Here is an 18706-nt window from a genome sequence, read left to right as displayed (position 1 = left end):
GATCTACAAGTTCGCGTATTCGGCCGATGGTCAGGCGATCAAGTTGTGGCGACATTTGCCCGAGCATCGCGCCCGACGCCGACCACGCCATGCCAGACGCAAGCATGGTCAACGGTTTAGCCCGGTGGGTTCAAGGATGAAGTGCGACTTGCGAATGATACCAATCGGTTGTCACTCGCAAGGAAGCTGCAATGAAACGCACCTACTCCCATATCGACATGGATGAACGTCGCGTTATCGCGCGGATGTGGGCAGAAACGAAAAGCCCGCGCGGGAGGAAAGCCTATTATCTCTTGATACGATGCAAACCAAAGCGCATGTCGACGTGGGTACGCTCCTCTGAGTATTATTATCAATCTCAGGGACGACTTCAGTAAGAAAGAGCCTCTCGCACGTCACTCCATGACGCCCGGCTCTGTGCGGCGAGCAGGTGTCCTTCCGTCATCGTCGGCCGATAGAGATCACCCGTCATGGTCGCGGCATAGCCACCGGCCTCCGCGTGGATCAGAACGCCCGCCGCGTGATCCCAGGGCTTCAGGCTCTCATTGAGGCAGAAGCTCATAGCGCCCGTCACAAGCATGCGATACTCCCACGCCGAGCAACGCCATGTCGTTACCCGCAGGAATTTCAGCAGGCGCGGCGCCAGCTCAGCCCGCAGATCCGGTTCGAACATATGCAGCGGAATGAACCCGTGCATCTGGTCTATCGGCGTCGGCATGGCGACGGAAAGCTGTGTGCGTGAACCGTCTGCCGCCACGTGCCATGCGCCCTGCCCCGGTCGTGCCACCAGAAAATCACCCTGAACCGGATAATGAATGATGCCGGCAATGGTTTGCCCACCGGAAACGATGGCGAGAATACTGCCGAACATCGGCGTGCCATTGGCAAAATGCCAGGTGCCGTCCACTGGGTCGATAACCGCCGCGAGCTCCGCATCGGCAAGCCTTGCGAGAACCGATGCATCATCCGACACCGCTTCCTCGCCGATTATGGTGATGCCCGGCAGACGCGCCGCGAGCTTTTCGCTGATCATGCGCTCGGAGGCGATGTCCGCATCAGTGACAATATCGTCCGCCATGGTCTTGGCGCGAATGGTATCCGACGTGACCGAACGGAAACGCGGCAGGATCTCTCTGTCTGCTGCCTCGCGCATGATGTCCATAAATTCATTCAGCAGTTCGTCCGAAACGGTTTTCATGCGCGGCGCCCCGCCAGATAAGCTTTGAGCGCTTCCGGCTCGTCTGTCTGGAAAACGCTGACACCGGCTTCCATCAATGTGCCCCAGATGCGGTCGGGATCGACAAGCGCCGTCTTGTCCACCCACTCGCCGCTGGCTTCCATGTTCAGCGTGTTCGTCCACAACGACATGTTGGCATCGCGAAACATCTGGCGGTTGGCCTTGATGGTTTCGAGGCTGTCCAAACGCATCTCGCACATGAACGGCCTGATTTCCGACAGCAGTGCCATGGTTTCGTAGATGCTCTCGGCGGTGAATTTCGACATCGCCATGAAGGCCACGCCGTCGATGTTCTGGGCGCGCACCCAGTCCAGCTCCTCGCGGGTCATGACACGGGTCTTCAGGTCCACATAGGATGCGGCATTCATCTCGCGGGCGCAGGCTGCGACTTCGGAGAAAAGGCCGCGATCCTTGAGATCGAGATCCGCAAAAATACGTCCGCGTATGATTTCCAAAACCTCTTTCAGAGTCGGAATACGCTGATCCGTCGTGGCGCGATGTTCGCCGCCATCATCTTCACGCAGCGCAATGGCCTGCAGTTCGGCAATGGTAAAGGTTTCGGCGTCGCGGTCGATACCGGCCATGCGCAGCAGTGTGTCGTCGTGCATGATGAGGAGTTCGCCATCAGCGCTCTTGCGGATATCGAGTTCGACAACATCTGCGCCAACGGCGATCGCGCGCTCGATGGCCGCGAGGCTGTTTTCCGGCGCACCATGCCACGCGCCGCGATGGGCAACGATGGCGGGATCGCGTTTCTGGTCGGCGATGTAATCTACGTAATGCGTCATTTCATGCTTCCTTGGGAGAGTATTCAGGCGCGGCGCGCCGCGAGATAGGATTTCAAGGCGGCGGCCTCGTCAGTCTGGATGACCGAGATGCCGGCATCGATCAGCCGTCCCCAGACGGCATCGGGATCGGCAAGGGCCGCCGTATCGGTGAAGCCGGCGCAGGCAACGCTGTCGAGCGTGTTGAGCCAGAGCGCCATGCCGGTGTTGCGGGTGAGGTCCTTCAGGGCGGCCAGCTCCTCCAGCCGGTCGAAATAGATTTCGCAGACCGAGGGACAGAGTTCTTCCAGCAGAGCCAGCTGCGTAGCAGCACCCGGCACGTTGAGTCGGGTCTTAGCCAGAAACAGCACCTCATGCGGAAGGATCGTCTCGCGGATCCAGCAAGAATCCTTTTCGGTTTTCAGCGAGGCCCAGAAATCAACCTGATGCTCGACACCCATGTCCTTTGCGAGAGCGATCACATCCGGAATGACATCGCGTTCCTTGACGTCGAGATGCAGAAAGATGCGGCCGCGCGTCAGTTCGAAAACCTCGGCGACGCTCGGCAGTTTTTCCAGCGTGAAGGCATTCTCGATCTTTCTTCAACCGCAACGGCGCGCGCAGCAAGCGAGCCCACGACCGGGATCGTCTCGGTGACGGCCAGCTTTTCGGTGGAGAAGGATGCGGATGAAAATATAGGCAGGAGAAAAAGCGCGCCGAAGACGGGCCGGACCTGCGACAAGAGTGATCGGACAATCCGAGCCATGATAAGACCTTCCATTTGATCCGCAGACATCGCGGATGATGAGGATCAAACGGTATCGATCCCGAGGCGGAAGGGTGTGTCGTCGTATTAAGAAACGTTACAAGGCGGATCGATTGCACGCGGATCAACGATGCGCCAGTCTAAATATACTTTCGAGAAAACACGTGGCCGGTCCGTCAATATTCTCCTCGCCGACATGGCCGGCTTTGCAGAAATGAACGAAGCCTGGGGTACCCAGGTCACCAGCGGGCAGGCTGACACTGGAGCCACGGTGGAATCGCGCCTCGCTCATCCGGATCTGCCTGTCGAGATGACTGTCATCGCTGCAAAATAGCGAACTGGCGAGATACGATCTAGATCATCAGCGCCTTGATACGAGAGGCGAGAGTGGTCGGCTTCATCTGCAGCATGTCGGCCGCGCCGCCCTTGCCGGATATTTTTCCACCGCTGCAGTGCAGTGCGGAAAGAATGTTTTCCCGCTCCAGCTGTCGCATCTGGCTTTCGGTCATGAACGTTACGGCAGGATCGGGCTGGCGGGGCTGTGTTTTTTGCGGCGCCGGCGTATCAGGCAGGTCGAAATCGAGCTTTCCATGACGCGACAGAATGGCGGCGCGTTCGATAACATTTTGCAATTCACGCACATTGCCCGGCCATGCGTAGCGCTGCAAGGTTTGGATATTGGCGTTCGACAGAGTGAGATCTTGACGCCGAGCAAGGCTTTGGCGTGCGAGAAAATGCTGCGCAAGCAGTGGGATGTCTTCGCGGCGGGCACGCAGCGGCACGGATTCGATCGGGAAGACCGCCAGCCGGAAATAAAGATCCTCGCGAAATCGGCGGTTCTGTACGGCCCGTTTCAGGTCGAGATTGGTGGCGGCGATAATGCGGACGTCGACCTTGCGGGTGCGCTCCTCGCCGACGCGCTCGAATTGCCCCTCCTGCAGGATTCGAAGAAGCTTGCCCTGCAATTCCGGCGGGATTTCACCGACTTCATCGAGAAACAGGCTGCCACCGTCGGCCAGTTCGAAACGACCGATCCGATCTCTGAGGGCGCCGGTAAAGGCACCTTTCGCATGGCCGAAAAACTCGCTCTCAAACAGTTCGCGCGGAATGGCTGCGCAGTTGACGCGAATGAGTGGGCGATCCTTGCGGTCGCTTGCCTCGTGGATGGCGCGGGCGATCAGTTCCTTGCCTGTGCCGGATTCGCCGGTGATCAGCACGGTTGCGTCGGTCGGCGCGACCAGCGCGATCTGGCGAAGCGTCGCCTGCACGGCTTCCGACCGACCGACGATGCCGGAAGCGTTCGTCTCAATGCGGATTTCTTCCTGCAGGTAGGCGTTTTCCAGCTCCAGCCGCTGGCGCAACTGATCCACTTCCATCAGCGCCGCATGCAGTTTTTCGTCCGATCTCTTGCGTTCGCTGACATCGCGAAAGACGACCACCGCTCCGACGACGACATTGCGGTCCCTGATCGGCGTCGATGTATATTCCACCCATAACGGCGTGCCGTCCTTGCACCAGAAGATCTCGTTATCCACCCGATGCACGGCACCATCGCTGAAGGCCGCATAGATAGGGCATTGGTCATGCGGATAATGACTGCCGTCAGGGCGGGTGTGGTGGATGATCGTATGGATGTCGCGGCCCGTCAGTTCCTCCGCGCTCCAGCCGAGAAGACGCTCTGCAATCGGGTTGACGAATGTGGTCTTGCCCTCGGCATTCACCCCGTAAATGCCCTCGCCGGCGGCCCGCAGGATCAGGCGGTTTTCCCGTTCGATATCGCGAAAAACGCGCTCGGCGCGCTGCCATTCGGTCAGGCCGCCGCCCATGAAATCCTCGGCTGCGTCGTCAATCGAGCGGCGTTGCCTTTCGACCAAATCGTTGACGGCAAGCAGGATCAATCGCCCGTCGCTGCCATTGTCGATCAATGATCCGAAATATTCGACACGCAGTTCACGCCCGAGGGCATGGCGTGGCATCAACCGGGTCGTGCGGTAGACACCTTGCGCGAGCACGGCCTGCGTGAAAACGATCAGCGTCGGTAATTGTTCGGCGTGGAGGTGGCTGACCTTCGTTTGCACCAGAAGGTGATGGTCATAACCGAGCAGCCGGCACGCCGCCGTGTTCGCATCGACAATCCGGTCCCTGTCGGCATCGATGACGATCTGGGCCTGCGGAGATTGTTCAAATATATCCTGTCGGGAAATCAGCACACGAAATCTCGTAAATGAAAATGACGATATCTCGTTTATAACGAGATATCGTAAACCATCAAGCGGCACGCAACCCCGGAATTCCGGGGCATTCCGCGTTTCGACCGTTCTGGCACGGCCTTTGCAATACCGTTCTCATAATAAGGGGAACGGCTGCCATGTTCGACAATCCATTTGATCCCAAGACAACTCTGTCCTCCGCGGGCTGCAGCTGCGGCCGCCATCGCAGCGAGCACGAGCATGCTTCTGCCCTGCAGGCGACGGAGGTCACCAGCGGAGAGGAGAAGATCTACCAAAATGTCATTGCCTCCACGGTTTTGCGAGCAATGTTCCCGAGCGATGTTTCGCGACGGATCTTTCTGAAAGCCGTGGGCAGTGCAACGGCCGTGGCGGCCGTTTCGCAATTCTTTCCTCTGGCCACTGCTACCGAAGCCTTTGCGCAGACCGGGCCTCTGGAGAAGACAAAGCTCAATGTCGGCTTCATCCCGATCACCTGCGCCACGCCGATCATCACGGCCGCGCCGATGGGCTTTTATGAAAAGCAGGGGCTCGACGTTCAGGTGATCAAGACCGCCGGCTGGGCGGTCATCCGCGACAAGACGTTGAACAAGGAATACGACGCAGCACACATGCTGTCGCCCATGCCGCTTGCCATCACCATGGGCCTCGGCTCCAACCCGCAGCCCTATGCGGCGCCGGCCATCGAGAATATCAACGGCCAGGCGATCACGCTGGCGTTGAAGCACAAGGATCGTCGTGATCCGAAGGACTGGAAGGGCTTCAAACTCGCCGTTCCGTTCGATTACTCCATGCACAATTACCTCCTGCGTTATTATCTGGCGGAGCATGGCATCGATCCGGATACGGACGTGCAGATCCGCGCCGTGCCGCCGCCGGAAATGGTGGCGAACCTGCGCGCCGAAAACATCGACGGCTTTCTCGGCCCCGACCCGATGAACCAGCGCGCCGTGTATGACGGCGTCGGCTTCATCCATATCCTGACCAAGGACATCTGGGAGGGGCACCCCTGCTGCGCCTTCGCCGCATCGAAACAGTTCATCGGTGAAATGCCGAACACCTATGCGGCCCTGCTGCGCTCGATCATTTCCGCCACGGCTTATGCCCATGATCCCAAGAACCGCAAGGAAATCGCCACGGCCATCGCACCGGCCAATTACCTGAACCAGCCGGAAACGGTGCTGGAACAGATCCTCACCGGCACGTTTGCGGATGGCCTCGGCAAGGTGGTGCAGCAGCCGAACCGCATCGATTTCGACCCGTTCCCATGGCAGTCGTTTGCCGTGTGGATCATGACCCAGATGAAGCGCTGGGGGCAGATCAAGGGTGATGTCGATTACGCGGCCATCGCCAGCGAAGTCTTCCTTGCCACCGATACGGCAAAGCTGATGGCCGAGGTGGGGATGCAGGCACCGAAGGAAACCACCAAGACCTTTGTCGTCATGGGCAAGACCTTCGATCCCGCAGAGCCGCAGGCCTATCTCGACAGTTTCCCGATCAAAAAGGCCTCGTAAGTGCAGACATCTCTTTCAATCAGGGCGGGACTGCTGTCAGTCCTCCTCCTCGCGATCTTCCTGTCGCTCTGGCAGTTCTCCACCATGGGAACCGGCCCGACGACGGATATGGACCCGGAATATGCCAAGCTGATGGGGCTGACGGCAACAACCGGAAAATCGGCACTGCCGGGGCCGATGGATGTCGGCGCGGCACTCTGGAACCATCTTCGGGACCCATTCTATGACAACGGCCCCAACGACAAGGGGCTGGGCATCCAGCTCGCCTATTCGGTCGCCCGCGTCCTCCTCGGTTATCTGCTGGCCGTTGCCGTGGCCATCCCGCTCGGCTTCCTGATCGGCATGTCGCCGCTCGTCAGCCGCGCCGTCGATCCGTTCATCCAGGTGCTGAAACCGATCTCTCCGCTCGCCTGGATGCCACTTGCGCTCTACACGATCAAGGATTCGGCGATTTCCGCGATCTTCGTGATCTTCATCTGCGCCATCTGGCCGATGCTGATCAACACCGCCTTCGGCGTGGCCGCGGTGCGCAAGGAATGGATCAATGTCGCCCGCACGCTGGAGGTCGGCACGTTCAGGCGCGCCTTCACCATCATCCTGCCGGCCGCCGCCCCCACGATCCTTACCGGCATGCGGATCTCGATCGGCATCGCCTGGCTGGTCATCGTGGCGGCCGAGATGCTCGTCGGCGGCACCGGCATCGGCTACTTCGTCTGGAACGAGTGGAACAACCTGTCGATTACGAATGTCATCATCGCCATTCTGGTGATCGGCGTCGTCGGCATGCTGTTCGATCAGGTGCTCGGCCGCCTGACCCGTCTCGTAACATTTCCGGAGTGATGCCTGTGGCCAAGTTCATTTCCATCGAAGGCATCGCCCGTCACTATCCGGCCAAGGGATCGGCATCGCCCACCACCATCTTTGAAGATCTCTGGTTGTCGCTCGATCGCGGCGAGTTCGGCTGCGTGATCGGTCATTCGGGCTGCGGCAAGACAACCGTGCTCAACATCCTGGCCGGGCTGGAAGCGCCGAACGAAGGCACGGTTATCGTTGATGGTCAGGCCGTAACCGGCCCGAGCCTCGACCGCGCTGTGATCTTCCAAAGTCATGCGCTGCTGCCGTGGATGACTGTGATCGGCAATGTCGCCTATGCCGTCTCCTCCCGCTGGCCAAAATGGAGCCGGTCGGAAATTCGCGCGCATGCGCAGAAATTCGTCGATCTCGTCGGACTGTCCGGCTCGGAAAACAAAAGGCCGTCGGAACTCTCCGGCGGCATGAAGCAGCGTGTCGGCATCGCCCGTGCACTGTCGATCACGCCAAAAATGCTGCTGATGGACGAGCCGTTTTCGGCGCTGGATGCGCTGACGCGCGGAACATTGCAGGACGAGGTTCGCCGCATCTGCGACGAGACCGGCCAGACCTCGTTCATGATTACCCATGATGTCGACGAGGCCATCTATCTTGCCGACAAGATCTTTCTGATGAGCAACGGGCCGAATGCCGTCGTGGCCGAAGTGGTCGAAAACCCGCTGCCGAAACAACGGTCGCGCGTCGATCTGCATCGCCATGCCGATTATTACGCCTTGCGCAACCACATCATCGATTTCCTCATCACCCGCAGCAAAAGTTTTGCCGGCTCCGGCACCTCTCATGACCCGCGTCATGTGCCGATCGTCGTTCCACGCGCAGCGGCAACGGAAGACCCGTCAGTGCTGTCCTCAATCGCGCGCAGCCGCTGACCCGCATACATTTTATTCTCACAGGAGACCAACATGAAACGTGCCGACCTCACCGAAAAGCTGCTCGATATCAAGCGCGACAACGGCTGGAGCTGGAAACATATCTGCGAAAAGATCGGCGGCTATTCCGAGGTACTGATCGTCGGCGCCGTTCTCGGCCAGATGAAGCTGACCAAGCCGCAGGCGGAAAATGCCGGTGAGCTTTTCGGGCTTACACCCTCTGAAATCCGCATGCTCAACGAGACACCGATGCGCGGTTCGCCAATGCCGCCGACCGATCCTCTGATCTACCGTTTTTATGAGCTGGTGATGGTCAACGGCCCCGCATGGAAGGCGCTGATCGAGGAAGAATATGGTGACGGCATCATGTCGGCGATCGATTTCGACATGCAGATCGAGCGGGTGGCGAACCCGAAGGGCGACCGCGTCAAGTTCACCATGTCGGGCAAGTTCCTGCCCTACAAATATTACGGCGCCAGTGGCAACGTGCCGGAATACGGCTATCGCGAGGAATAACAGCGGGAGAAAGTGCCATGAGCATCATACCGCCTTTCACCCGCGAAACAGCCATCGCCAAGGTGCGCATGGCCGAGGACGGCTGGAACAGCCGTGATCCGCAGCGGGTCTCGCTGGTCTATACGCCCGACAGCTGCTGGAGAAATCGCGCCGAATTCGCGGTCGGCCGCGCCGAGATCGTTGCCTTCCTCACACGCAAATGGGTGAAGGAACTGGACTACCGATTGATCAAGGAACTCTGGGCCTTCGATGGCAATCGCATCGCGGTGCGGTTTGCCTACGAATGGCACGACGACAGCGGCCACTGGTACCGCTCTTACGGCAACGAAAACTGGGAGTTCGCCGAAGACGGCCTGATGGCCCGCCGTTTCGCCTCGATCAACGACATGCCGATCCTGGAAAAGGACCGAAAGTTCTTCTGGCCGCTCGGGCGGCGGCCGGATGATCACCCCGGCCTGTCCGATCTCGATCTCTGAGAGGAAGGGGAACGGATCGGACGCACTGCTGGACCACCCACAAACAAAAAAGGGGAACTTCGATGACGAAGAAGGACATTCTGACCAGCGCCGACCACCGCAAGATTCTCGAAGACCGGCTAAGCGCCCAGCTTGGACGAAGAACACTTCTGAAAGGCATGGGCGCTGGCCTTGTGGCCGCCGCCGGCGCCACGCTTCTGCCGGGCGAAAGCCTTGCCCAGCAGAAGGGACATATCCGCATTGCGGCCATCAAGCATATCGATACGCTCGACCCGCATTTCACCTTCTTCCTGTCCGCCGTTCAGATCATCAACAACATCCACAACGGCCTGTTGAAGGTGACCTATGATGGCGAAGCGGTGCGCTTCGAGCCGGATCTCGCCGCCTCCTGGGATTTGGAGGACGCCAAGACCCATCTCTTCAAGCTGCATCCGGGCGTGAAATTCCACGACGGCACCTCTTGCGATGCCGAGGCCGTCAAGTTCTCGCTGCTGCGCGTCAAGGAAGGCAAGCCCGCTTCCCCGCACGCCTGGAAGCTGGAACTGCTGGAGGCGATCGAGATCGTCGATCCGCTCACCATCCGCCTGCGCTTCACCAAGCCCTATGCCTTCCTGCCCGTAGCGCTCACCGGCTCCACCGGCCGCGCCGGCACGATCGTCAGCCCGGCGGCCGTGCAGAAATACGGCATGGACTACGGCCGCAATCCGGTCGGCACCGGCCCGTTCAAGTTCGTCAGCTGGAAGGACAATGACAGCATCGAGCTGGAAGCCAACCCGGACTATTTCGAAAAGGGGATGCCGAAGCTGCAAAAGGCGTCCTTCATGCTGATCGATGAGCCCAGCACGGCGGTTGCAGCCCTCGTGTCGGGCCAGATCGATGGCATGACCGATTGCCCGATGCAGCTCGTCAACCAGGTGAAGAAGATCCCGACGGTTTCGCTCTATGGTGAGATCGAGGGCAACTACACCTATGTCGGTATGAACAACCGCAAGGCGCCGTTCGACGACGTCAACCTGCGCCGCGCCGTCGCCTTCGCCATCGACCGCGACACGCTGGTCAAGCAAGCCTATTTCGGCCTTGCCCAGCAGGCCTACAGTCCGATCTCGCCGCCCATGACCGGTTATTACGACCCCGACATCGCCAAGACGGACCGCGGCCATCGCTTCGATCTCGCCAAGGCCAAGGAATTCCGCGCCAAGGCGAAGAACCAGGGCGAAATCAAGATAACCTACATCATGGCCGAACGCGGCCCGGTCGGCACCCGTGTCGCCCAGGTCGTCGCCCCGATGCTTGCGCAGATCGGCATCAAGGTGAAGCTGGAGCTGCTGGAACCCGCCGCCTGGGTGCAGCGCATGAAGGACGGCAATTTCGAAATGCTCGATTTCGACTGGGTCGCCGACCTCGATCCGGAAGAGACGATCTTTCCCGAATTCAAGACGGGCGGCTCCTGGAATTACTGGGGCTGGTCCAGTCCGGAGTTCGACCGGCTCTGCACGGAAGCATCGACCACAATCGATGTGCCTGCCCGTGCAGAGCTCTATCACAAGGCCGAGGACATCCTCATGGATGACGCGCCGGTGGCAATGCTTGCGCATATCCCGATCTACAAGGTCTTCTCCAAGAAAGTGCAGGGCTTCAACTATATTCCTGCCGACCTCGTGAACCTGCATGGCGTGAGCATCACCTGATGCTCGCACAGTCCGCCGCAAAGATCTTTCAGACTGCGGTCGTTCTGTTCATCGTTTCGGTTGCCAGCTTCAGCCTGCTGAAGCTGGCGCCGGGCGACCCGGTCATGCTGATGCTGGGCTCGGAATTTTCGCAGGAAAGCTACGATTCGCTGCAACGCGAACTCGGGCTGGATCGGCCGTTCCTTGTCCAGTATCTGGCATGGCTCGGCAATTTCATGATCGGCGACTGGGGGACCTCCTTCGTCAGTCGCGCCGACATCTTCAATTTCGTCGTCATCGAGGCCCTGCCTGTCACCCTGACGCTCACCTTCTGTTCCATCGTCCTGGCGATCGTCGTCGGCATTCCGCTGGGCGTCATTTCCGCGATCCGCAAGGACACGATCTGGGACACGGTGATCGCCGTCTTCGCCCTCACCGGCTCCGCCTTCCCGTCCTTCTTCCTCGGCATCGTGCTCATCTGGTTTCTCGCGGTCCAGTTCGGCATCTTTCCCGTCATGGGCTTCGTGGCGCCCTGGCAGGATTTCTGGCTCGGCATGTATCACATGGCCCTGCCGGCACTGACGCTATCGACCTATTTCATCGGCATGATCGTCCGCGTCACGCGCTCATCGCTGATCGACGTCATGGACCAGCCCTTCATCGCAGCTGCGAAGGCGCGAGGCGAGCCGCGCTGGCGGGTCGTCTGGGTGCATGGGGTGCGCAATATCGCCATGCCGGTCGTCACCATGATCGGCCTGCAACTTGGCGGCATCCTGCAGGGCGCGGTGCTGACCGAAACCGTCTTCTCGCTGCCGGGCATCGGCCAGATGCTGACGGATGCCGTGCTCGGGCGCGAATACACGCTGGTTCAGGCCGGCGTCATGCTGACGGCCACTCTGTTCATCGTCATCAACCTGCTGGTGGACCTCTCCTATCCGCTGCTTGATCCAAGATTGAGGCCACGCTGATGGCAATCAACGGCACCACGACACCTATCGCGGCAGCCCGGCTCCGCCGCTCCGGCATGACCCGGAAAAGCATGTTCCTGCGCCGTCCCTTCTTCACCATGGCGCTCGCCATCACCTTCGGCTTCGCGCTCTGCGCCATCTTCGCGCCGCAGCTCGCCCCCTTCGATCCGGTGGCGCAATCGATCGAGGCGATGATGGCGCCGCCCGACAGTGTCCATCTTCTCGGTACCGACAGCTACGGCCAGGACATATTGAGCCGCATCATCCACGGCACGCGCTATGCTCTTCTGATCGGCCTCTGTTCGGTCGCGCTCGGTGCGATCGGTGGCCTCGTGCTCGGTGTTGCAGCGGGTCTTGCTTCGGGCAAGACCGAATGGATCCTTCTGCGCGTCATCGATTCTATCCTCGCGCTTCCCTCGCTCATCCTTGCCGTCGCCTTCATCGCCATCCTTGGACAGGGCGTCGACAAGGTCATCATCGCGGTGGCGCTCTCGCTGATCGGCCCCTTTGCCCGCACCGTCCGTTCCGACGTGTTGCAGGTGAAGGTGCAGCTCTTTGTCGAGGCCGCCGGACTGATGAGCATTCCGCGGTTCACCGTCATCCGCCGTCACATCCTGCCCAATGTGCTGTTTCCGCTCTTGGTGCAGGTCACGATCCGCATCTCGGAAGCCATCCTCGTTTCTTCCTCCCTTTCCTTTCTCGGCATCGGCGTTACCCCGCCGACGCCCGACTGGGGGCTGATGATCGCCGAGGGCAGAAGCTTCGTCAGCTTCGCGGCCTGGATGTCCGGCATGCCCGGCCTGGCACTGGCGCTGCTGCTCATCGCATTGTCGATCGTCGGCGATGCGATGCGCGAGGAATTCGACCCCAAGCTGAGGACAGGCCGATGACCGCACCGCTTCTCGATGTCCGCGGCCTGACGCTCCACCGCGGCACGAAACGCATCCTCGACGACGTGTCGCTCACCATCGGCCGCGGCGAGACGGTGGCGCTGGTCGGCGAAAGCGGCGCCGGCAAATCCACCATCGCCGTTGCCCTGATGGGCCTGATCGACAAGGGTGACGCCGTCATCGAAGGCGAAGCTCGCTTCGACGGCATCGATAACCTTGTCGGCCTGACGGAAAAACAGTGGGGCAAGCTGCGTGGAAAACGCCTCTCCATGGTGTTTCAGGATGCCGGCTCGGCACTCAATCCCTGTTATACCGTCGGCAGCCAGCTGGCCTCGGTCCTGCGCCGCAATCTCGGTCTCTCCCGCAAGACGGCACAGACAAGAGCCGTCGAACTGCTCGAAAACGTCGGCATCAACGATGCGGCTGCCCGCATGTCGGCCTATCCGCATCAGCTTTCCGGCGGCATGCAGCAGCGGGTGATGGTGGCGATCGCGCTGGCCTGCAATCCCGACCTTCTCTTCGCCGACGAACCGACATCGGCGCTCGACGTCACCATCCAGGCGCAGATCATCCGCCTCATCCTCGACCAGACGAAGACGCGCGGCGCCAGCTGCATTTTTGTGCTTCACGATCTGGCGCTTGCCAGCCAGTCCTGCGACCGTATCGTGGTCCTCTATGCCGGTCAGGTTATGGAGGCGGGGCGCTGCGATGTCGTGCTGCGAGATCCGAAGCATCCCTATACGCGGCTACTCAAATCCTGCGTTGTCGAGATCGGCACACAAAACCTCGATCCGCCGGAAGGCAGCGTGCCGCCCTATGAGGCCATGCCCGCCGGCTGTCGTTTCTCCACCCGCTGTCCGAGGGCACAAGCGCGCTGCGCCGATGAGCGCCCGCCGCTTGTCGAAACACAAGGACGTGCACTCGCATGCTGGAACCCGGAATGGACGCGATGATCGATCCGGCGAATGAAAGGGTTGCGACCGAGCGCGAGGCACTTTTCGAGCTTCTCGATGTCGAGAAGGTCTATGAGGTCACAAAGTCCGAGGGCTTTCTCAAACGCAGCAGGCGCAAGCTGGCCGCGCTCGACGGCGTGCGCCTGCGCATCGATCAGGGCGCCAGCATGGCGCTGGTCGGTGAAAGCGGATCGGGAAAATCCACACTTCTGCGCGTGCTGCTGGGCCTCACCGAACCGACGCAGGGACTGGCCCTCTATCGTGGCCGTTCGGTCAACCAGATGCGTGACGCTGGTCCCGATTTCGCCCGCGACGTGGCGATGGTCTATCAGGATGCGCGCGGCTCGCTCAATCCGCGCATGACCGTCGGCCAGCTGATTGCCGAGCCGCTGCGCCATTTCGGCATCTGCCCGGAGGCCGAAATCCCGCAACGGACGAACGCGCTTCTCGCCCGCGTCGGCCTCGCAGCCGATGTCGCCGCACGTTATCCCGCGGCCATGTCCGGCGGCCAGATCCGTCGCGTGGCGATCGCCCGTGCGCTTGCCTCCAACCCGACCGTTCTGGTCGCCGACGAAGCCGTCTCCGGCCTCGACGTCTCTACCCAGGCGCAGCTCCTCAATCTTCTGCGCAAACTGCAAAAAGACATGGGCCTGACGCTGATCTTCATCACCCATGATCTCGGCGTGGCGAGCTATCTTTGCGAGGAGATCGCGATCATGTATCTCGGTCGCATCGTCGAGACCGGGCCGACGCAGGCGGTGCTTGACAACCCGGCGCATCCCTACTCCAAGGCCCTACGCCACTCGGCGCCGGAATTCTTCGAGCCGATCTCCGATCCGCTGCCGGGCGAGATCCCAAGCCCGCTCGATTTGCCGCCCGGTTGCCGCTTTTCCGGCCGCTGCACGGTTGCGCAATCGGACTGTCTGGCCAATGATCCCGCATTGACCCGGCAGGGACAGGACCGGGCCGTCGCCTGTTATCACCCATTCGCAATGTCAAACATATCGCCTGAGGGCATCAAGGAACGGCATGTCACATTTTGATTTCTTTTCCGCGCGACGCCCGTCGACGCTCTCCACCGAAGCCATGATCGCCACCTCCCACCCGCTGACCACCGCAGCCGGCTTGGAAATCCTGCAGGATGGCGGCAATGCCGTGGATGCGGCGATCGCCGCGGTTTCGGTCCAGTGCGTCGTGGACCCGCTGATGACCGGCATCGGCGGCGATTGTTTTGCGCTCTTTGCCCCGGCCGGCGAAAAGGTGAAGGCGCTCAACGGTTCCGGCCGCGCACCGGCAGCGGCATCCGTGGCAAAACTGGCCGAACTCGGCCTGTCAGGCGAAATTCCACAAACCAGCCCGCATGCAATCACCGTGCCCGGCGCCATTTCCGCATGGTGCCGCCTGCATGCCGATCACGGCTCGCTGCCGCTGGAGCGCCTTTTCATGCGCGCCATTGGCTATGCCCGCAACGGCTTCGTCGTGACCCCGCGTGTCGCCATGGACTGGGCCGGCAACAAAAAGATCATCGGTGGTGATGCCAACGCCGCCGCTATCTTCCTCCCCAACGGCCGAGCCCCGGTCGCCGGCGAAATCATCCGCCAGCCGCTGCTGGCAGACCGTCTGGAAGAGATCGCCGCCAAGGGTGCGGCCGGCTTCTATGAGGGCGAAACCGCCGCCAGGATGGTCGCGCATCTGAATTCCCTCGGCGGCCTGCACACGGTGGAAGACTTTGCCGCCGGCAAGGACGCCGCGCACTGGGTTGAACCGGTCAGCGCCAATTATCGCGGCTACGACGTGCACGAATGCCCGCCCAACGGCCAGGGCCTCGCCGCACTCCTCATTCTCAAGATCATCGAGGGTTTCGATATCGCCGCCATGAGCGATGCCGATCGCATCCACCTGCATGCGGAAGCAACCAAGATCGCCTATCACCACCGCGATGCGCTGCTCGCCGATCCTGACCACTGCCCGGGCGTTGCCGAAAAGCTGCTCTCCGACGACGTGATCGCGACACTGCGTGCGCGCATCGACATGAAAAAAGCACTTGCGCCGGTCCTATGGAATGAACCGGAACACAAAGACACCATCTATCTCTGCGTGGTGGATGCGCAAGGCAACGCCATCTCGTTCATCAACTCGATTTTTCATGCCTTCGGCTCGACCCGTCTGGATCCGGCGACCGGCGTGCTCTTCCACAGCCGCGGCGCCTCCTTCCGGCTGATCGAAGGTCATCCGAACGCGATCGGCCCGATGAAACGCCCCATGCACACGATCATTCCGGGCATGGTGACGAAGGACGGCAAGACGCTGATGCCTTTTGGCGTGATGGGCGGGCATTATCAGGCAGCCGGGCATGCCGCCTTCCTGTCCGGCGTCATCGACTTCGGACTCGGCCTCCAGGAGGCTATGGACGTGCCGCGCAGCTTCGGCTTTGGCGGCGTGCTGGAAGTCGAACCGACCATCGCGCCAGAGATCCGCGCTGAACTGGAGGCACGCGGCCATGTCCTGAAGATCGTCACAAGCCCGATTGGTGGCAGCCAGGCGATCCGTATCTCCAACGGCTATCTTGAAGGTGGCTCAGACAGTCGAAAGGACGGAATGGCACTCGGCACCTGAAGTCGGGAGTCAGTGTCCTTGTGCTGTCTTCCTGAACGATATGCCGTTCACAAGCTCATGGAGGCCTCGAGGCGACGTACCGGCAACTTACGATCGTTGTGTGAAGCCTTCGCAACAGACAGACAGATAGGCACGCGTCACACTTCAGGCTCCGGTGGCGCCGTCTCTTGGGGCGTATGTGCCTTTGGTTTGCCAGGGCCGGCTCCGGCCATGGTGGCGAATTCGATCCCGTTCTGCTCGAACGCATCCTTCAACATGGCAAAGGCCCTGCGGCGGATCATCGATTGCAGGCCCGTCGGTTTCAGCTTCATGCCGAAGCCGAGCGTCATGCCGTATTCGCCGAATTGCTCGACACCTTTCAGCTTCACCGTCTCGAGCAGCAGGGGGCCGAATTCCGGATCGTCCTGCAGGACCTTGCCGATCTCCTTCGTGATGGATTTGACCCTGGCGATGCTGGTGTCGAAACCGACCGTCACCATGAACTTGTCGATCGACCAGTCACGGCTCATGTTTTCGACCGCGCCAAGCGTCCCGAAGGGCACAGTGAAGATCGGGCCGCGATGGTGCCTGAGCTTGACCGAGCGGACGCTGAAGGACTCGACGGTGCCGCGATAGGAACCGCTCTGAATGTACTCTCCGACGCGAAATGCATCGTCGACCATGAAGAAGACACCGCTGATGATATCCTTGACCAACGTCTGTGATCCGAAGCCGATCGCGATACCGAATATCCCGGCGCTGGCAAGCAGCGGCCCGATATCGACCCCGAGTTCGGACAGGACCGTCATGATGGCGACGGCGCCGATCAGGATGCCCAGCATGTTGCGCAGGATCGGAAGAACCGTCCGCAGCCGGTCGTCCTGTTCCGGCAGAGCGCCTCCAGCTTCCAGTCGGCCGGCAATGACCGACTTGATGCCGATCCAGGCGAAATCGGCCAGAAGAAGAACGAGAAGGCCATGCAGCAAACCGACGATCACCGAGGTTGCGACGGCGCCATCCGGCAAGGCATTCGGGTAGGAACGCACGAGATAGATGAGCCAGAGGATGGCGGCCGCAAGAAGAAAAAGCCGGACGCCGCGCCCCACCAAAACCGCACGCAGATCGTCTTCCCTATAGCCGGCAAGGTCGACCGCGACCCTGTGTGCCGCCGCGCTGAGCGTGCCGGTAGCAGCCGGCAGGACAAGGGCATAAAATCCGATCCAGAACAGCACACCGGCACCGGCGATCCAGAGACTGAAAAGCAAGGCCAGATAGAAGGTCAGCGCCACATCGACCGGTCGCTTACGCTCGAAATTGCGCTCGACACCGGGACGCACCCAGATATTGACGACGGCAAGCAGCAACAGCAGGGCCGCCATGCACGACGAAATCAGTCCGACCGACTGACCGGGCACGCCCAGATTGCCCAAGGTGCGCAAGAATGCCCAGAAGATCAGCCCGACCGCCAGCAGACGCCCGAAACGAATGATCCAGTAGTCTCTGCGTCTGCTGTTGCGCTCGCCGTCTATATGGCGCAGCAGATCAACCACGGCACCGACCACGGGAACGGCGACGCTGATTGCCAGCCAGGGCAGCAAAATGGCGCTCAGCAATTCCGACCACTGGATGGCAAAGAACATGGCCGTGACGCCAAGGCCATATCCCAGCACCGGCAGCAGTTTTTGTGAGGCGATTGCAACCAGATACTGGCCCGCATCACCATCCCGCTCGCGGGCATGGCGCGCAGCGGTTACCACCCTCGTGGCATAGCCGACGGCAAGGCCGGCACCGAACAGAAGGGCGAGGTTCAGGGTAAATCGCGACAGGCCATAATCATCGATCTCCCGCTCCAGCGTCGACAGGGCGGAACCGAGTTCGACTGGAAGATCCGGCAGGCGCGCCATGATGCGGGCGATGTGATCCCGCCTGCGGCTGGCCCATTGATCGAGATCGCTCAACTGGCTTGCCGATGCCGCGGTATCCGGCGATGCGGCCGAGAGTTTCTCCTGAAGGAGCGCGCGAACATCCGCCTGCCCCAGCAGATTTATGAGGTCATCGACCTTCTGCTCCGTGGTTCTGGCTGGCGAAGCCGGTGTTTGCGGCGGCAGTTCCTGTGCACAGACCGGCGAGAAACCCGCAAGCGACAGGATGACGAGGAAGGCCAACAGCATCGTACCGACGCAGTCTGTGACGGACAATAGCCAATGCTCAACACGACCCATGCCACGCTCCCGCGTATCCGAACCATACCAATGAAAACAGCCTTATGATCTATAATGGAAAACCCAGCGATTACGGCGGAAAGCGAGCTTTAAACATTATTTATATTTAATGTGATTTGCGCTGCAAGCCTGCCTATAGTCGCGTCAAAAGGTTTCGCAAACCTGCCGACG

18 protein-coding genes and 1 pseudogene are annotated in these 18706 nt (G+C 60.7%); 14 read left to right on the top strand and 5 right to left on the bottom strand.

Annotated elements, in window-relative coordinates; translation table 11 throughout:
• Nucleotides 1-112 (top strand): annotated as a pseudogene (locus tag EDF70_RS30545) (IS30 family transposase); the annotation flags it as partial.
• A 258-nt stretch (nucleotides 113-370) separates the two neighbouring features.
• Here the strand turns inward: EDF70_RS30545 and EDF70_RS29065 are convergent.
• Genes EDF70_RS29065 through EDF70_RS29055 form a run of 3 tightly spaced genes read right to left on the bottom strand, consistent with a single transcriptional unit; the run spans nucleotide 371 to nucleotide 2462 of the window.
• Nucleotides 371-1198 carry an inositol monophosphatase gene (locus EDF70_RS29065; RefSeq protein ID WP_132281615.1) on the bottom strand — a complete coding sequence of 276 codons (828 nt, stop codon included), beginning with the start codon at nucleotides 1196-1198 and terminating at the stop codon, nucleotides 371-373.
• Nucleotides 1195-2025 carry a glycerophosphodiester phosphodiesterase family protein gene (locus EDF70_RS29060; RefSeq protein ID WP_132281612.1) on the bottom strand — a complete coding sequence of 277 codons (831 nt, stop codon included), beginning with the start codon at nucleotides 2023-2025 and terminating at the stop codon, nucleotides 1195-1197. The genes EDF70_RS29065 and EDF70_RS29060 overlap by 4 nt, the downstream gene beginning before the upstream one ends.
• 23 nt (nucleotides 2026-2048) lie before the next feature.
• A complete protein-coding gene (locus EDF70_RS29055) occupies nucleotides 2049-2462 on the bottom strand; it encodes a DUF4996 domain-containing protein (protein WP_245519431.1) in 414 nt (137 codons plus the stop codon).
• Between EDF70_RS29055 and EDF70_RS30540 the strand changes: the two genes are divergently transcribed.
• Nucleotides 2448-2786, top strand: coding sequence for a hypothetical protein (locus tag EDF70_RS30540; RefSeq protein ID WP_245519430.1), 339 nt, complete (start codon nucleotides 2448-2450; stop codon nucleotides 2784-2786). The two genes, EDF70_RS29055 and EDF70_RS30540, sit on opposite strands and share 15 nt — an antisense overlap.
• A gap of 111 nt (nucleotides 2787-2897) precedes the next feature.
• The gene (locus tag EDF70_RS29050; RefSeq protein WP_132281606.1) at nucleotides 2898-3101 is read left to right on the top strand and encodes a Rid family hydrolase; all 204 of its coding nucleotides are present in this window, start codon (nucleotides 2898-2900) and stop codon (nucleotides 3099-3101) included.
• A gap of 19 nt (nucleotides 3102-3120) precedes the next feature.
• Here EDF70_RS29050 and EDF70_RS29045 read toward each other — a convergent pair whose 3' ends face one another.
• Nucleotides 3121-4977, bottom strand: a complete 1857-nt coding sequence (locus EDF70_RS29045; protein WP_245519429.1) for a sigma 54-interacting transcriptional regulator — start codon at nucleotides 4975-4977, stop codon at nucleotides 3121-3123.
• A 158-nt stretch (nucleotides 4978-5135) separates the two neighbouring features.
• On the opposite strand from EDF70_RS29045, the gene EDF70_RS29040 reads away from it, so the two are divergent.
• The 11 genes from EDF70_RS29040 to EDF70_RS28990 all read left to right on the top strand — a co-directional run bounded on the left by EDF70_RS29040 (nucleotide 5136) and on the right by EDF70_RS28990 (nucleotide 16334).
• Entirely contained in the window at nucleotides 5136-6509 is a 1374-nt protein-coding gene (locus EDF70_RS29040) for a CmpA/NrtA family ABC transporter substrate-binding protein (protein WP_132281603.1), read from the top strand.
• The gene (ntrB, locus tag EDF70_RS29035) at nucleotides 6510-7349 is read left to right on the top strand and encodes a nitrate ABC transporter permease (RefSeq protein ID WP_132281600.1); all 840 of its coding nucleotides are present in this window, start codon (nucleotides 6510-6512) and stop codon (nucleotides 7347-7349) included.
• Complete coding sequence (locus EDF70_RS29030; protein WP_132281597.1) at nucleotides 7349-8248, top strand: ABC transporter ATP-binding protein; 900 nt, start codon at nucleotides 7349-7351, stop codon at nucleotides 8246-8248. Before ntrB ends, EDF70_RS29030 begins: the two co-directional genes overlap by 1 nt.
• Before the next feature lie 33 nt (nucleotides 8249-8281).
• Entirely contained in the window at nucleotides 8282-8764 is a 483-nt protein-coding gene (gene cynS / locus EDF70_RS29025; protein ID WP_132281594.1) for a cyanase, read from the top strand.
• 17 nt (nucleotides 8765-8781) lie between these two features.
• A complete protein-coding gene (locus EDF70_RS29020; protein WP_132281591.1) occupies nucleotides 8782-9240 on the top strand; it encodes a nuclear transport factor 2 family protein in 459 nt (152 codons plus the stop codon).
• Nucleotides 9241-9302: 62 nt separating this feature from the next.
• The gene (locus EDF70_RS29015) at nucleotides 9303-10928 is read left to right on the top strand and encodes an ABC transporter substrate-binding protein (RefSeq protein ID WP_207908353.1); all 1626 of its coding nucleotides are present in this window, start codon (nucleotides 9303-9305) and stop codon (nucleotides 10926-10928) included.
• Nucleotides 10928-11875, top strand: coding sequence for an ABC transporter permease (locus EDF70_RS29010; protein WP_132281588.1), 948 nt, complete (start codon nucleotides 10928-10930; stop codon nucleotides 11873-11875). Before EDF70_RS29015 ends, EDF70_RS29010 begins: the two co-directional genes overlap by 1 nt.
• Nucleotides 11875-12765 (top strand): ABC transporter permease, encoded by an 891-nt coding sequence (locus EDF70_RS29005; RefSeq protein WP_132281585.1) that lies wholly within the window; start codon nucleotides 11875-11877, stop codon nucleotides 12763-12765. The genes EDF70_RS29010 and EDF70_RS29005 overlap by 1 nt, the downstream gene beginning before the upstream one ends.
• Nucleotides 12762-13718 (top strand): ABC transporter ATP-binding protein, encoded by a 957-nt coding sequence (locus EDF70_RS29000; protein WP_132281582.1) that lies wholly within the window; start codon nucleotides 12762-12764, stop codon nucleotides 13716-13718. The genes EDF70_RS29005 and EDF70_RS29000 overlap by 4 nt, the downstream gene beginning before the upstream one ends.
• A complete protein-coding gene (locus EDF70_RS28995) occupies nucleotides 13691-14761 on the top strand; it encodes an ABC transporter ATP-binding protein (protein ID WP_245519428.1) in 1071 nt (356 codons plus the stop codon). Before EDF70_RS29000 ends, EDF70_RS28995 begins: the two co-directional genes overlap by 28 nt.
• Nucleotides 14748-16334 carry a gamma-glutamyltransferase family protein gene (locus EDF70_RS28990; protein WP_245519427.1) on the top strand — a complete coding sequence of 529 codons (1587 nt, stop codon included), beginning with the start codon at nucleotides 14748-14750 and terminating at the stop codon, nucleotides 16332-16334. Before EDF70_RS28995 ends, EDF70_RS28990 begins: the two co-directional genes overlap by 14 nt.
• A 137-nt stretch (nucleotides 16335-16471) precedes the next feature.
• On the opposite strand, the gene EDF70_RS28985 is transcribed toward EDF70_RS28990, so the two are convergent.
• Nucleotides 16472-18535, bottom strand: a complete 2064-nt coding sequence (locus tag EDF70_RS28985; RefSeq protein WP_245519426.1) for a mechanosensitive ion channel family protein — start codon at nucleotides 18533-18535, stop codon at nucleotides 16472-16474.
• Nucleotides 18536-18706 lie beyond the last annotated feature (171 nt).

Source organism: Neorhizobium sp. JUb45 (assembly GCF_004343585.1).
GTDB lineage: Bacteria > Pseudomonadota > Alphaproteobacteria > Rhizobiales > Rhizobiaceae > Neorhizobium.
Note: the sequence above shows the minus strand (reverse complement) of the source record. Positions and strands in the feature narration are given on the sequence as shown.

Bases quoted from the DNA above. Each gene is read 5' to 3' on its own strand.
- EDF70_RS29065 (WP_132281615.1), bottom strand. From the start codon at position 1,198: ATGAAAACCGTTTCGGACGAACTGCTGAATGAATTTATGGACATCATG.
- EDF70_RS29060 (WP_132281612.1), bottom strand. From the start codon at position 2,025: ATGACGCATTACGTAGATTACATCGCCGACCAGAAACGCGATCCCGCC.
- EDF70_RS29005 (WP_132281585.1), top strand. From the start codon at position 11,875: ATGGCAATCAACGGCACCACGACACCTATCGCGGCAGCCCGGCTCCGC.
- EDF70_RS29020 (WP_132281591.1), top strand. From the start codon at position 8,782: ATGAGCATCATACCGCCTTTCACCCGCGAAACAGCCATCGCCAAGGTG.
- EDF70_RS29055 (WP_245519431.1), bottom strand. From the start codon at position 2,462: ATGGGTGTCGAGCATCAGGTTGATTTCTGGGCCTCGCTGAAAACCGAA.
- EDF70_RS28995 (WP_245519428.1), top strand. From the start codon at position 13,691: ATGCTGGAACCCGGAATGGACGCGATGATCGATCCGGCGAATGAAAGG.
- EDF70_RS29000 (WP_132281582.1), top strand. From the start codon at position 12,762: ATGACCGCACCGCTTCTCGATGTCCGCGGCCTGACGCTCCACCGCGGC.
- EDF70_RS29050 (WP_132281606.1), top strand. From the start codon at position 2,898: ATGCGCCAGTCTAAATATACTTTCGAGAAAACACGTGGCCGGTCCGTC.
- EDF70_RS28985 (WP_245519426.1), bottom strand. From the start codon at position 18,535: ATGGGTCGTGTTGAGCATTGGCTATTGTCCGTCACAGACTGCGTCGGT.
- EDF70_RS30540 (WP_245519430.1), top strand. From the start codon at position 2,448: ATGCTCGACACCCATGTCCTTTGCGAGAGCGATCACATCCGGAATGAC.
- EDF70_RS29040 (WP_132281603.1), top strand. From the start codon at position 5,136: ATGTTCGACAATCCATTTGATCCCAAGACAACTCTGTCCTCCGCGGGC.
- EDF70_RS29010 (WP_132281588.1), top strand. From the start codon at position 10,928: ATGCTCGCACAGTCCGCCGCAAAGATCTTTCAGACTGCGGTCGTTCTG.
- EDF70_RS29030 (WP_132281597.1), top strand. From the start codon at position 7,349: ATGCCTGTGGCCAAGTTCATTTCCATCGAAGGCATCGCCCGTCACTAT.
- EDF70_RS29015 (WP_207908353.1), top strand. From the start codon at position 9,303: ATGACGAAGAAGGACATTCTGACCAGCGCCGACCACCGCAAGATTCTC.
- cynS (WP_132281594.1), top strand. From the start codon at position 8,282: ATGAAACGTGCCGACCTCACCGAAAAGCTGCTCGATATCAAGCGCGAC.
- EDF70_RS28990 (WP_245519427.1), top strand. From the start codon at position 14,748: ATGTCACATTTTGATTTCTTTTCCGCGCGACGCCCGTCGACGCTCTCC.